The organism is Streptomyces sp. R41 (genome assembly GCF_041053055.1).
Classification (GTDB): Bacteria; Actinomycetota; Actinomycetes; order Streptomycetales; family Streptomycetaceae; genus Streptomyces.
The window spans coordinates 5883820-5897386 of sequence record NZ_CP163443.1; the positions used below are offsets into that span (position 1 = coordinate 5883820).

A 13567-nucleotide genomic window follows, 5' to 3' on the forward strand; every position below is an offset into this window, starting at 1 on the left:
ACCCGCTCGCTACTCCTTGACCAGGACCACCGCCGTCCCGTACGCGCACACCTCCGTCCCCACGTCCGCCGCCTCCGTCACGTCGAAGCGGAACATCAGCACGCCGTTGCCGCCACGCGCGCGTGCCTGCTCGACGAGTCGCTCCATGGCCTGGTTTCGGGTCTGCACAAGTGTCTTGGTGAGCCCCTTGAGCTCACCGCCGATCATCGACTTCAGACCTGCGCCGATCTGGCTGCCCAGGTGCCGGGAGCGCACGGTGAGGCCGAAGACCTCGCCGATGACCTGCTGGACGCGGTAACCGGGTACGTCGTTCGTCGTCACGACCAGGACGTCCGACTGGGGTCCCTGGCCGCCACCGTATTCATCGATGCCCATGGCTCACAGCTTTGTCCCAGTCGCCCCACAGTGCATCCTGGAGTCACCGGTGGAACCTGGTGTCGACACATTGCGTTGATAGCTTTGTGCGGCCGTACCAGGACGCCGTATCTTCCTCCACCCCTTCAGGAGCCCGGAACCGTGACGACGCTTGCCCTTGGTCCAAGCTGGCTGGATCCGAACTCGCTCCTGGACAACTTCGGCATCTGGGGCCTGCTGCTCATCGTCTTCGCCGAGTCCGGCCTGCTCATCGGCTTCTTCCTGCCGGGCGACTCGCTGCTGTTCACCTGCGGCCTGCTGATCACGTCGAAGCAGCTGGACTTCCCGCTGTGGGCGGCGGTCGTGCTGATCTGCCTCGCCGCGATCCTCGGCGACCAGGCGGGCTACCTGTTCGGCAAGAAGGTCGGCCCCTCGCTCTTCACCCGCCCGGACTCCCGCCTGTTCAAGCAGGAGAACGTGGTCAAGGCCCACGAGTTCTTCGAGAAGTACGGGCCCAAGTCCCTGGTCCTGGCCCGCTTCGTGCCCATCGTGCGGACGTTCACGCCGATCATCGCCGGCGTCAGCGGCATGAAGTACCGCTCGTTCATCACCTTCAACATCATCGGTGGCGTCCTGTGGGGCGCGGGCGTCACGCTGCTGGGCTCCTGGCTCGGCAACATCGAATTCGTCCACAAGAACATCGAGGCGATCCTGATCCTGATCGTCCTCGTCTCGGTGGTCCCCATCGCCATCGAGTTCCTGCGCGCCCGCTCCAAGGCCAAGAAGAACCCCCCGCAGGAGCCCGCCCGGCCCCCGGCCCAGACGCAGGCCGCGCCGCCGGTCATGGACGACGCGACGAGGCCGCTCCGGCTGCAGAACCCCCCGTACGACAACCAGCCCCACCAGGACCAGGGTTACCCGCACCAACAGCAGTACCAGCAGCAGTACCAGGAGCCCTACCCGCAGCAGTACCAGGAGCCGTACCAGCAGCCCTACGGCTACGACCAGGGCTACGACCAGGGCGGTCAGGCCCACCCGCAGCAGCAGTACCCGCAGGACTATCAGCAGCAGCCCTATGCCGCGGACCAGGGCTACTACGACCAGGGGTACCCGCAAAACCGGGGCTGAGCCCGACAGGACGACGCGAGCTGCCGGGCGCCCGGCGTCAGAACCCGCGCGTCCGCTTGGCGGCACGGCGTCCGGCCGCGCCGCCGGCGCCCGGCAACCGCAGGAACAGCCGAGAGATCTCCGACCCCAGATTCACCCCGATGGCGATGGCCATGGCGAGCGCGGCGGCCTTGCTGAGAGAGACCAACCCCTTGTCCACCTCGCTCTGCGCGATCGACAGCAGCCCGAAATACGTGGCCGACCCCGGCAACAGGGGCCCGATCGCCGCGGTGGTGTACGGCAGCGCCGACGCGAACCGATACCGCGACAGCAACTGCCCGAACAGCCCCACCAGCCCCGCCGCGACGGCTGTCGAGGCGACCGGCGAGATGTCACCGGCATAGTGCATCGCGCCGTACACCGACCAGGCCACGCCCCCGTTGAGGGTCACCATAAGGACGGTGGACCGTTCCTGCTGGAGCAGGATCGCGAAGGTGAGGGACAGCAGCATGGACGCCGCGATCTGCAGAACGGGCCGCTCGGAGACGCTCAGGGCCTCGTCCGGATTGAGCTCGGCGCCCAGCTTCACCCCGAAATAGAGCACCACCAGGACTCCGACGACGATGCCCACGAAGAAGTACATGACTTCGAGCAGACGCGCGGACGCCGTGATGTAGAAGCCGGTCAGCCCGTCCTGCACGCCCGCGACGAGCGCCCGCCCGGGCAGCAGCGCGAACAGCCCACCGGTGATCACGGCGGACGCCTTCACGTCGACGTTCGCGAGCTGGAGCGCGACACCGATCGCGGCCGCGGGCATCGCGGCCACCGTGAACTGGTAGAACTCCGGCAGTCCGCGCCCGGCGCACAGCCACGCCAGCCGGTCGCCCAGCATCGCGCCGAGCGCCGCGGCGACGAACACGAGCGCGTCACCGCCGACCAGCACGGATGCCGCGCCCGCGAGCAGCCCCCCGGACACGGTGAGCACCCAGCCGGGATACGGGTGCCGGTTGCGGCGGATCTCGGCGAGCCGCCGGTAGGCCTCCTCCAGGGAGATCGAGGTCTCCGGATCGCTGAGGTCGTCGACGAGCCCGTACACGGCCGCCAGCCGCGTGTAGTCGGTGCCCCGGCGCCGTACGGTCCGCGAGGCCGTCACCGGGTCGTCCACCAGGGACGGCTGGTACGAGATGGACAGCAGGGTGAAGGTGACGCCCGGCTCGCAGCGGTCCAGTCCGTACGAGCGGCAGACGGCGAACATCGCCGCCTCCACGTCCTCCGCGCCCTCACCGCCCGCGAGAAGCAACTCGCCGATACGCAGGGTCAGGTCGAGCACGCGCGGGACGGCCGGCCCCGACTCGTCCTCCTTGTGCACAGGTTCGGGCGCCGGACGCTCGGCCACCGGCATGCGCAGCATGGTGCGCATGCGGTCCTGCCAGGGCACGTCCTTGGCCAGGCTGACCACAGGTATGCCGGTCGCCGGGGTGAAGGCGGGCGGCGCGTGCTTGGCGCTGTACGTGCGCGGAGTGCTGAACGCCGAACCCTCCGCCTCGGCGCCGGGCGGCTGCGGCACGTCCAGCCCCTCGGGGAGCGCGAACTCGGACGTCGTCGACGACTCGTCGTCGGCCGCCTGGGGCTGCGGCGGCGCCACACCGGCCGGCGGAGTGAAAGCACTCCTCGCCTCGTCCGACTGCGGCTTGCGGTCTTCCGCCTCCGGGTCCGACACCACCACTCCCGACTAGGACCTCCCGTACGCCCCAGTATGCGTACGGATACACGAACGGGCCGCGCCACCCCGTCAGGGTCACGCGGCCCGCAGGTCACAAGGGTCAGTGACCGCCCTGCTCCTTGAGGCGCTTGTAGGAACGCTCGATCTCGGCCTCGGCCTCCGTGCGGCCCACCCAGTTGGCGCCCTCGACGGACTTGCCGGGCTCCAGGTCCTTGTAGACCTCGAAGAAGTGCTGGATCTCCAGACGGTCGAACTCCGACACGTGGTGGATGTCGCGCAGGTGCTCCACACGCGGGTCGTGCGCCGGGACGCACAGCAGCTTGTCGTCGCCGCCGGCCTCGTCGGTCATGCGGAACATGCCGATCGCGCGGCACTGGATGAGGCAGCCCGGGAAGGTCGGCTCGTCCAGAATGACCAGGGCGTCCAGCGGGTCGCCGTCCTCGCCGAGGGTGTTCTCGACGAAGCCGTAGTCGGCCGGGTAGCTGGTCGAGGTGAAGAGTCGACGGTCCAGGCGGATCCGACCGGTCTCGTGGTCCACCTCGTACTTGTTCCGCGAACCCTTCGGAATCTCGATCGTGACGTCGAACTCCACCGGTGGCTCCTCCATGATCAACACATAGTTCTGGTGGTTAAGTGTCCCTCACGCAGGTGTGTGATCGCGAAAGGGGCTGGTGGTCGTGCCAGAGCTGAGGGCTTGGCGGGCCGCGAGACCGCATGTGGTGCGGGTCGCGCGGACGGTGAAACCGCATGTGGCGCGGGCCACCCAAGCCGTGCGGCCGCGTTCCGTGCAGTTCACGACCCCGCAGCTCACGGTCGTCGCCGCCACCGTGGGCCTGGCGCTCGCGGCCGGGGCGGTGGCCGCGGCCGGTCCCTGGGACTCCTCCGGTCAGCGTACGGCGGAGCGCGACTGGGCCGCATCGCGGGAGGGCGAGGGTGGCGCAGATCACGGCCATACGTCCGCTACGTCCCAGAAGGCGCCGCGGCCCGCGCCCAGCGCCGCCTCCGTCCTGGCCGGACTCGGCGGCTCCACCGGCACCGCCCCCGCCGAGAAGGCCCTCGCGGACGTCCTGAACCCGCTCCTGGACAACGCCGCCCTGGGCGCGCGGCGCACCGCCGTCGTCGTCGACGTGGCGACCGGCAAGCGGCTCTACAGCAAGGGCGCCGACGAGGTCCAGATCCCGGCCTCCACCACGAAGATCGCCACCGCCGTCGCCGCGCTCACGGCGCCGGGTCCCGACCACCGCATCGAGACGCGTACGGTCCTGGAGCCCGACACCAAGGAGGTCGTGCTCGTCGGCGGCGGCGACCCGACGCTGACCGCCGAGAAGGACGCCCAGGGCTGGGCGAGCCTGCGCACCCTCGCCGCCGACACGGCCACCGCCCTGAAGGCCCGTCACCTGGATCAGGTGACGCTGTCGTACGACACCTCGCTGTACGCGGGCCCCGCGCTGCACCCCATCGGCCTCAACGACAACCTCGCCCAGGTCACCTCCCTCATGGTCGACGAGGGCCGCATCAACGACTCAAAGAGCGGACCGGCCACGCGCGTCCTGGACCCGGCGGCGGACGCTGCCCGCAAGTTCGCGGACCTCCTCCACGACAAGGGCATCAAGACGACCTCCCCCGGCGCCTCGAAGGCGACAAGCCGCTCCGAGGCCCTGGCCTCGGTCTCCTCGCCGCCCCTGTCCGCCCTGGTCGAGCGGATGCTGACCAACAGCGACAACGACATCGCGGAGGCCCTGGCCCGCCAGGTCGCCCTCGCCTCGGGCGAGCCGGCCAGCTTCGAAGGCGACGCGAAGGCGATCCACACGCAGCTGGAGAAGCTCGGACTCCCGCTGTCCGGCGCGGACTTCGCGGACGGCAGCGGCCTCAACCGCGCCGACCGGCTCTCGGCCGACCTGCTCACCGCGCTGCTGGCCAAGGCCGGGGACCCGGCCCACCCCGAACTCCGTACGGTCCTCACCGGCCTCCCCATCGCGGGCTTCACCGGTACCCTCAGCACCCGCTACACCGACGACCCCACCGCAACCGGCGTCGTCCGCGCCAAGACCGGCACCCTGACCGGCGTGAACACGCTCGCCGGCACCGTCGTCGACACCGACGGCCGCCTCCTGGCCTTCGCCTTCCTGACCTCCGACGAGGCAGACCCCCCGAACGCACTGGAGGCCCGAGCGGCTTTGGACCACACGGCAACGGCCTTGGCAGCCTGCGGCTGCAGATAGCCGGTCGTTACCGCTGTGGGCAATCGTCCCGCAGGGCGATGGAGGTCCCCCCCGCTCGAGCGAAGCCGAGAGTGGGGGGAAGGTGGGCACAGCCAACAGCGCCGGGTACCGATCAACCAGAGCCCGGCCCCTGCCGACCCAGAGGGCACAAAAAGCCCCGCCGCCCCCAGGACATGGGGCGCCCAGCCGCCCGTACCCCTAACCGCAGCCGGACACGCTCACGTACGGTTGACGCATGACGAGCATCGGTGGTGCCGAGATGGTCGACTGGAATCTCGCGGTCGCGACCGCGACCCGGCTCGTGCGGCCGGGCCCCGAAGTGAGCCGCGACGAGGCCAGGTCCGTCGTCGCGGAACTGCGCCGGCACGCGAAGGCCTCGGAGGAGCACGTCCGGGGCTTTACTCGTATGGGCGAGGACATCGCGCACGACACCCCCGTACTCGTCGTCGACCGCCCCGGCTGGGTGCGGGCGAACGTCGCGGGGTTCCGGGAGATCCTCAAGCCACTCCTGGACAAGATGCAGGAGCGGCGCGGGAGCACCCCGGGCGGTGCCGTCCTCGGCGCCGTCGGCGGCAAGGTCACCGGCGTGGAGCTGGGCATGCTGCTGTCGTTCCTGTCGTCGAGGGTCCTCGGCCAGTACGAGACCTTCGCCCCGGCGACCCGCGAACTGCCCGCAGGGGCGAACGGCGGCGGCAGGCTCCTGCTGGTCGCGCCGAACATCGTGCACGTGGAGCGCGAACTCGACGTGGAGCCCCACGACTTCCGCCTGTGGGTCTGCCTGCACGAGGAGACCCACCGCACCCAGTTCACGGCCGTGCCCTGGCTGCGCGACCACCTGGAGGGCGAAATCCAGTCTTTCTTGGGGGAGACCGAGGTCGACCCCATGACCGTCCTGGAGCGCATCAGGGAGGCCGCCCAGTCGCTCGCGGGCTCGCGCCCCGACACCGAGGAGGACGACGGCGGCCGCTCCCTGGTGGAGATCGTGCAGACGCCCGCCCAGCGCGAGATCCTCGGCCGGCTCACCGCCGTGATGTCGCTTCTGGAGGGCCACGCCGACTTCGTCATGGACGGAGTGGGTCCGGCGGTGGTCCCGTCCGTGGGCGAGATCCGCGAGAAATTCCAGCAGCGCCGCGCCAAGGGGGCCTCCCGCCTCGACCTGGCGCTGCGCAAGCTGCTCGGTCTGGACGCCAAACTGAGGCAGTACAGGGATGGTGAGCGGTTCGTCCGGGCGGTCGTCGACCAGGTCGGCATGGACGGTTTCAACCGCGTGTGGACCTCCCCGAACACCCTCCCGACCAAGGCGGAGATCTCCAAACCGGCGGACTGGGTCGCGCGGGTGCACCGCAAGGCAGAGTCGTGAACCCTACGGGAAGGTCGTGAAACGAATCCGGCCGACGGCAGGCGAACGCCCCTCCAATCACCCGTCCGAGGGACCGTGGGGCATGGGTAGGCGTGCAATGCTCGGGGAACGGCCCGGTTCTGTCACCATCTACACACTCTGAGTGACAGACCCCGGGCTCACCCCCCGAAAACTTCATGAAGGGAACCGGACATGGGTCCCCATCCTGCGGTCGCGGCGATACGCCTGGCGGTTCGCCGCGTACTCCACGACATCCTCACCGAGCACACACCCGCCCCCGACACCCGGCGCACGCCCGTTTGCGGTGCCGCGCGCTCGTCCGCCCCCGACGCGGAACGCGTGCCCGCCCCCGGTACGCGGCGCACCATCAGCCCTGCCCAGCCCCCGCACGAGCAGCTTCCCGCAAGCTCTCGGCCGCGTTCGAGCAGGGAGCTACCCGTACCGCCGCTCGTGCTCGTCGCATGCTCCGGCGGCGCCGACTCCATGGCGCTCGCCTCCGCCCTCGCCTTCGAAGCCCCCAAACTCGGCATCCGCGCCGGTGGCATCACCGTCGACCACGGTCTGCAGCCCGGCTCCGACCTGCGCGCCGACGAAGTCGTGCTGCGCCTCACCGAACTGGGGCTGACCCCCGCCGAGTCCATCGCCGTCACCGTCGGCCGTGACGGCGGGCCCGAGGCCGCCGCCCGCGACGCCCGCTACGCCGCCCTGGACGCCGCCGCCGAGCGTCACGGCGCCACCGCGATCCTCCTCGGCCACACCCGCGACGACCAAGCCGAAACCGTCCTGCTCGGCCTCGCCCGCGGCTCCGGCATCCGCTCCCTGTCCGGAATGGCCGCGGTCTCGGGGGCCGACGGCCGTTACCGCCGCCCGTTCCTGCACCTGGACCGGCAGACCGCCCGCAAGGCCTGCATGGCCCAGTCGCTGCCCGTCTGGGACGACCCGCACAACGCCGACCCGGCCTACACCCGTTCCCGGCTGCGCCACGAGGGTCTGCCCGCCCTGGAGAAGGCGCTCGGCAAGGGTGTCGTCGAGGCACTCGCCCGTACGGCCCAGCTCTCCCGTGACGACGCCGACGCCCTGGACGCCTGGGCCAGCCAGGCCGAGGCCTCCGTACGCGACGCGGCCGGCCTCCTGGAGTGCGCCAAGCTCTACGCCCTGCCCCCCGCCGTACGCCGCCGCATCCTGCGCCGCGCCGCCATCGAGGCGGGCGCCCCGGCCGGTTCGCTGTTCGCCCGCCACATCGAGGAAGTCGACCGGCTGATCACCGGCTGGCGCGGCCAGGGAGCCATCAATCTCCCGGGCAAAGTCGTCGCTCAGCGGCAGGGTGGCAGACTGGTGATTCGGCAAGGCTGAAACCGGACCCTCCACCGGGACCGCTTACGCGGCGCGTGGGCGGTCCGAGCGGCCGGTGGGACGGACGACCGAAAGTGATGCGGGTGGACGCGAAAGACATGGGCACCGACCTCAAGTCGGTGCTCATCACCAAGGAAGAGATCGACGCCAAGCTGGCTGAGCTGGCCGCGAAGATCGACGCGGAGTACGCGGGCAAGGACCTGCTGATCGTCGGTGTCCTCAAGGGTGCCGTGATGGTCATGGCGGACCTGGCGCGTGCGCTGTCCACCCCCGTCACCATGGACTGGATGGCCGTGTCCTCGTACGGCGCGGGCACGCAGTCCTCCGGTGTGGTGCGGATCCTCAAGGACCTCGACACCGACATCAAGGGCAAGCACGTCCTCATCGTCGAGGACATCATCGACTCCGGGCTGACCCTGTCCTGGCTGATCTCCAACCTCGGCTCCCGCGAGCCCGCCTCCCTCAAGGTGTGCACGCTGCTGCGCAAGCCGGAGGCGGCCAAGGTCGCGATCGACGTGGAGTGGGTCGGCTTCGACATCCCGAACGAGTTCGTCATCGGCTACGGCCTCGACTACGCGGAGAAGTACCGCAACCTCCCGTTCGTCGGTACGCTCGCGCCTCACGTCTACGGCGGCTGAGCACCCGCCCTTTCCGAGGGCGGCTCAGTCCCTGTAAGACGATCGGGAACCCCAGCGGGTTTCGCGCCGTTGGAGCATGCGTAGGCGGGAATGCCAGCAGTCCCCTGCGGCTTCGGGTGACAATGCTGGGGTACCGTCCGAAGAACAGTCTTTATCAAACTCACTATGGCAGGAGGGACGGGGCGGCTCCGCTCCGTATGGATGGACGTGAAGCGATACTTCCGTGGGCCGGTCATGTGGATCGTGCTGGCCGTCCTTGCCGTGGTCGTGTTGATGCAGGTCGTCGGTTCGTCCGGCGGCTACAAGACGGTGGACACCGGCCAGGTCGTCCAGGCGATCAATGACAACAAGGTCGAGTCGGCCAAGATCACCACCGGCGACGAGCAGATCATCAAGGTCTCGCTCAAGGACGGCGAAAAGGTCGAAGGCAGCTCGAAGATTCAGTCGAGCTACATCGGCGACCAGGGCGTGGCCCTGGCCAACACACTGCAGGACAAGTACCAGAACAAGCAGATTCCGGACGGCTACACGGTCTCGCCGTCCAAGCAGAACCCGTTCGTCGGCATCCTGCTGTCTCTGCTTCCCTTCGTCCTCATCGTCGTCGTCTTCCTGTTCCTGATGAACCAGATGCAGGGCGGCGGCTCCCGAGTCATGAACTTCGGGAAGTCCAAGGCGAAGCTCATCACCAAGGACACCCCGAAGACGACGTTCTCGGACGTCGCGGGCTCGGACGAGGCGGTCGAGGAGCTCCACGAGATCAAGGAGTTCCTCCAGGAGCCGGCGAAGTTCCAGGCCGTCGGGGCGAAGATCCCCAAGGGCGTGCTCCTGTACGGGCCTCCTGGTACCGGTAAGACGCTGCTCGCGCGCGCTGTCGCGGGTGAGGCCGGCGTTCCCTTCTACTCGATCTCCGGTTCCGACTTCGTCGAGATGTTCGTCGGTGTCGGTGCCTCCCGAGTCCGTGACCTGTTCGAGCAGGCCAAGGCGAACGCTCCGGCGATCGTCTTCGTCGACGAGATCGACGCGGTCGGCCGTCACCGCGGTGCCGGTCTCGGCGGCGGTCACGACGAGCGCGAGCAGACGCTGAACCAGCTGCTCGTCGAGATGGACGGCTTCGACGTGAAGGGCGGCGTCATCCTGATCGCCGCCACGAACCGGCCCGACATCCTCGACCCGGCCCTCCTGCGCCCCGGCCGCTTCGACCGTCAGATCGCGGTCGACCGCCCGGACATGCAGGGCCGTCTGGAGATCCTCAAGGTTCACCAGAAGGGCAAGCCGGTCGCTCCGGACGTCGACCTGTCGGCGGTCGCACGGCGTACGCCGGGCTTCACGGGCGCGGACCTGTCGAACGTGCTGAACGAAGCGGCGCTGCTCACCGCGCGCAGCAACGGCAAGCTGATCGACAACAACATGCTGGACGAGGCGATCGACCGCGTCGTGGCGGGCCCGCAGAAGCGGACCCGGATCATGTCGGACAAGGAGAAGAAGATCACCGCGTACCACGAGGGCGGTCACGCCCTGGTCGCGGCGGCATCTCCGAACTCCGACCCGGTCCACAAGATCACGATCCTGTCGCGCGGCCGTGCCCTCGGCTACACGATGGTCCTGCCGGACGAGGACAAGTACTCCACCACGCGCAACGAGATGCTGGACCAGCTCGCGTACATGCTGGGCGGCCGCGCTGCCGAGGAGCTCGTCTTCCACGACCCGACGACGGGCGCTGCGAACGACATCGAGAAGGCCACAGCCACGGCCCGCGCGATGGTCACGCAGTACGGCATGACCGAGCGTCTCGGCGCGATCAAGTTCGGCGGCGACAACACCGAGCCCTTCCTGGGCCGGGAGATGTCGCACCCGCGCGACTACTCGGAAGAGGTCGCCGCGCTCGTCGACGAAGAGGTCAAGAAGCTCATCGAGAACGCGCACAACGAGGCCTGGGAAATCCTGGTCGAGAACCGCGACGTCCTCGACGCGCTGGTGCTCCAGCTGCTGGAGAAGGAGACGCTGAGCAAGGAGCAGATCGCCGAGATCTTCGCTCCCATCGTGAAGCGCCCGGCCCGCCCCGCGTGGACCGGCTCTTCCCGGCGCGCTCCGTCCACCCGCCCGCCGGTGCTCTCCCCCAGGGAGCTGTCACTGACGAACGGGGCGAACGGTTCGACGCCGGCCATCGCCAACGCGACGGAGTCGGTCCCGGCCACGGAGGCGGCCCCCGAGGACCGCACCGAGAGCTGATTCCTGGCTCCCGGTGACCTCACCAGGCCCGGAATTAATGCCTCACCCCCCAGGTTTTAGCCTGGGGGGTGCGGCATTTTGGTGTGCCCGCACGTTTTGACGCGTCGACAGGCACGCGCAAGATCCACAGGAACGAGGACCAGATGACCGACCCCGTGACGCTGGACGGCGAGGGCGTGATCGGCGAGTTCGACGAGAAGCGCGCCGAGAACGCCGTACGAGAGCTGCTGATCGCGGTCGGCGAGGATCCGGACCGCGAGGGCCTCAGGGAGACGCCGGGGCGCGTGGCGCGTGCGTACAGGGAGATATTCGCGGGGCTGTGGCAGAAGCCCGAGGACGTGCTCACGACGACGTTCGACCTGGGGCACGACGAGATGGTCCTGGTGAAGGACATCGAGGTCCTGAGTTCCTGTGAGCATCACCTTGTGCCGTTCGTCGGAGTCGCCCACGTCGGGTACATCCCGTCCACGGACGGCAAGATCACCGGCCTGTCGAAGCTGGCACGGCTCGTGGACGTCTATGCCCGGCGGCCTCAGGTGCAGGAACGACTCACCACGCAGATCGCGGACTCCCTGATGGAGATCCTGGAGCCGCGTGGCGTGATCGTCGTCGTCGAGTGCGAGCACATGTGCATGTCGATGCGGGGCGTACGCAAGCCCGGTGCGAAGACCATCACCTCTGCGGTGCGCGGTCAGCTGCGGGACTCGGCCACCCGCAATGAGGCGATGAGCCTCATCATGGCGCGCTAGCTCCTGCGAGTGGGACGGCTGCGGTGTTACGCCACCGGAGCCGTCCCGCCGTTGTTCTCGTCGTCCTCGGGGAGCTTGCAGACGCGCTCCAGGAAGAAGCCGGCCGCTATGACGCCGATGCCGGCGACGACGGAGAGGCCGGCGTAGATGGCCTGGTCGCGGCGGGCGGGGATGTCCAGGGATTCCAGCAGGAACGCGCCCGTGCCGCCGTACATACCGGCGACCAGGGCGGCGACCAGGGCGCTCGCCTGACCGAAGACGACCGCGCGGGCCGCCATCAGCGGGTCGACGCCCTTGGCGCCGGGGCGGCGCTCGCGCTGGGCCTTGAGCCGGGCGCGCAGCGAAAGCGCCGTCGCGAGAAGGACGACGGCGATCAGGGCCAGGACGATGGGGGCGGCGAGGGGGACCCGGGGGAGCGTGCCCACCGCGTTCCACAGGCGGGCGCCCGCCCAGGACAGGACACCCGCCACGACGAACACGGCCGCCAGCGTCCTGATGCGCAGCTGTTTCACTCAGTTCCCCTCGCGGTTGCGTGTGCCGGCCCAGAGCCTTGCGGCCGGGGGTTGTCCCCCGGGGAGATGCGGCACTTTGCCCCTTCGGTCATCCGCGGCCAGCTGGTCGTCTTGACCTTAACGACTACTCGGGCAGCCGGAGTTCCAGGTCGGCGCGGGGCGCGACGCCGTCCTGGGTGATCGTCGCGAGGAGCTGGGCCACGGGGCCGCGGCCCGGCAGTTGGGCCTCGGGCTCCACGTCGTACCAGGGGGCGAGGACGAAGGCCCGTTCGTGGGCGCGCGGGTGAGGGAGGGTCAGAACCGGGTCGTCGGAGACGACATCGGCGTACGCCACGATGTCGACGTCGATCGTGCGCGGGCCCCAGCGCTCGTCACGCACGCGGTGGAAGGCCTCCTCGACCGCGTGTGCCCGCTCCAGGAGCGAGGACGGGGGGAGGGTGGTCCTGAGGACCACGACCGCGTTGAAGTACGACGGCTGGCTGCCCGGTTCGACGCCCCAGGGCTCGGTCTCGTACACCGGGGAGACCGCTTTGACGCGGACGCCGGGGGTGTCCTCCAGGGCGTCGATGGCGCCCTGGATCGTCTCCAGGCGGTTGCCCAGGTTCGAGCCGAGGGAGATCACCGCGCGCTTGGGGTTCTGCAGGGTCGTGTCGGCGGCGTCCACCTGCTCCACCACGGAGGCGGGTACCGGCTGTACGGTCGGGTCGCTCTGACCCTCGGTGTAGAAGGCGGTCATACTCGGCTCCGGGTGATGGTGACGGTCACGTCGTCGAAGGGGACCGTGATCGGCGCGTCCGGTTTGTGGACGCAGACCTCGACCTCCTGAACCCCGTCGTGCTTGAGACATGCCTGGGCGATGCGCTCGGCGAGCGTCTCGATGAGGTCGACGGGCTCGCCCTCGACGACGGCGACGACCTCCTCCGCCACGATGCCGTAGTGCACGGTCTTCGCCAGGTCGTCGTCGGCCGCGGCCGGTCGGGTGTCCAGACCCAGCGACAGGTCCACGATGAAGGTCTGGCCCTCCTCGCGTTCCTTCTGGAAGACACCGTGGTGCCCGCGGGCCTTCAGGCCGCGCAGCGCGACACGATCCACGCGAATCACTCCTGCAATCGTCGGTAGCGGCCATCGTGAACCGAGTGCGGTCGGCACACCAGCCTCAAACGAATCTACCTGCGGGCACTGACAAAGCTCGCCCACGGGGACGTGTGCCCTGGCGAAGGCCATGAGGCTTCACCGGGCGTTTCCCCTGGGGAACACGGCGGCTCACGGGTTGGTAGCCGCCCCTACCCCGAGGTTCGTGATTCCAACCACTTCTTGGTT

General features: G+C 69.3%; 13 protein-coding genes. 7 read left to right on the forward strand and 6 right to left on the reverse strand.

Annotated features, from left to right (window positions below; all coding sequences use genetic code 11):
* Positions 1 to 9: 9 nt before the first annotated feature.
* Positions 10 to 375 (reverse strand): YbjQ family protein, encoded by a 366-nt coding sequence (locus tag AB5J53_RS26935; protein ID WP_369248229.1) that lies wholly within the window; start codon positions 373 to 375, stop codon positions 10 to 12.
* Positions 376 to 516: 141 nt separating this feature from the next.
* On the opposite strand from AB5J53_RS26935, the gene AB5J53_RS26940 reads away from it, so the two are divergent.
* Positions 517 to 1482 (forward strand): DedA family protein, encoded by a 966-nt coding sequence (locus tag AB5J53_RS26940; protein ID WP_369248230.1) that lies wholly within the window; start codon positions 517 to 519, stop codon positions 1480 to 1482.
* A gap of 37 nt (positions 1483 to 1519) precedes the next feature.
* Here AB5J53_RS26940 and AB5J53_RS26945 read toward each other — a convergent pair whose 3' ends face one another.
* Positions 1520 to 3181 carry a threonine/serine exporter ThrE family protein gene (locus tag AB5J53_RS26945; protein WP_369248231.1) on the reverse strand — a complete coding sequence of 554 codons (1662 nt, stop codon included), beginning with the start codon at positions 3179 to 3181 and terminating at the stop codon, positions 1520 to 1522.
* 103 nt (positions 3182 to 3284) lie between these two features.
* Positions 3285 to 3776, reverse strand: coding sequence for an inorganic diphosphatase (locus AB5J53_RS26950; RefSeq protein WP_189150540.1), 492 nt, complete (start codon positions 3774 to 3776; stop codon positions 3285 to 3287).
* Positions 3777 to 3855: 79 nt separating this feature from the next.
* Here AB5J53_RS26950 and dacB point away from each other — a divergent pair, with 79 nt between their 5' ends.
* The 6 genes from dacB to folE all read left to right on the forward strand — a co-directional run bounded on the left by dacB (position 3856) and on the right by folE (position 11735).
* A complete protein-coding gene (gene dacB / locus AB5J53_RS26955) occupies positions 3856 to 5406 on the forward strand; it encodes a D-alanyl-D-alanine carboxypeptidase/D-alanyl-D-alanine-endopeptidase (protein WP_369248232.1) in 1551 nt (516 codons plus the stop codon).
* A 235-nt stretch (positions 5407 to 5641) separates the two neighbouring features.
* Positions 5642 to 6766 (forward strand): zinc-dependent metalloprotease, encoded by a 1125-nt coding sequence (locus AB5J53_RS26960; protein ID WP_369248233.1) that lies wholly within the window; start codon positions 5642 to 5644, stop codon positions 6764 to 6766.
* A 192-nt stretch (positions 6767 to 6958) separates the two neighbouring features.
* Positions 6959 to 8119 (forward strand): tRNA lysidine(34) synthetase TilS, encoded by a 1161-nt coding sequence (gene tilS, locus AB5J53_RS26965; RefSeq protein WP_369248234.1) that lies wholly within the window; start codon positions 6959 to 6961, stop codon positions 8117 to 8119.
* Between the two features lie 77 nt (positions 8120 to 8196).
* Positions 8197 to 8757, forward strand: a complete 561-nt coding sequence (gene hpt, locus AB5J53_RS26970) for a hypoxanthine phosphoribosyltransferase (RefSeq protein ID WP_010986089.1) — start codon at positions 8197 to 8199, stop codon at positions 8755 to 8757.
* 201 nt (positions 8758 to 8958) lie between these two features.
* Positions 8959 to 10986 carry an ATP-dependent zinc metalloprotease FtsH gene (gene ftsH, locus AB5J53_RS26975; RefSeq protein ID WP_369248235.1) on the forward strand — a complete coding sequence of 676 codons (2028 nt, stop codon included), beginning with the start codon at positions 8959 to 8961 and terminating at the stop codon, positions 10984 to 10986.
* Positions 10987 to 11129: 143 nt separating this feature from the next.
* Positions 11130 to 11735 carry a GTP cyclohydrolase I FolE gene (gene folE, locus AB5J53_RS26980; protein WP_101403642.1) on the forward strand — a complete coding sequence of 202 codons (606 nt, stop codon included), beginning with the start codon at positions 11130 to 11132 and terminating at the stop codon, positions 11733 to 11735.
* A gap of 26 nt (positions 11736 to 11761) precedes the next feature.
* Here folE and AB5J53_RS26985 read toward each other — a convergent pair whose 3' ends face one another.
* The 3 genes from AB5J53_RS26985 to folB all read right to left on the reverse strand — a co-directional run bounded on the left by AB5J53_RS26985 (position 11762) and on the right by folB (position 13339).
* A complete protein-coding gene (locus AB5J53_RS26985; protein WP_369248236.1) occupies positions 11762 to 12247 on the reverse strand; it encodes a DUF3180 domain-containing protein in 486 nt (161 codons plus the stop codon).
* 124 nt (positions 12248 to 12371) lie between these two features.
* A complete protein-coding gene (gene folK, locus AB5J53_RS26990) occupies positions 12372 to 12983 on the reverse strand; it encodes a 2-amino-4-hydroxy-6-hydroxymethyldihydropteridine diphosphokinase (protein ID WP_369248237.1) in 612 nt (203 codons plus the stop codon).
* Positions 12980 to 13339 carry a dihydroneopterin aldolase gene (gene folB, locus AB5J53_RS26995; RefSeq protein WP_369248238.1) on the reverse strand — a complete coding sequence of 120 codons (360 nt, stop codon included), beginning with the start codon at positions 13337 to 13339 and terminating at the stop codon, positions 12980 to 12982. The genes folK and folB overlap by 4 nt, the downstream gene beginning before the upstream one ends.
* Positions 13340 to 13567: the final 228 nt, after the last annotated feature.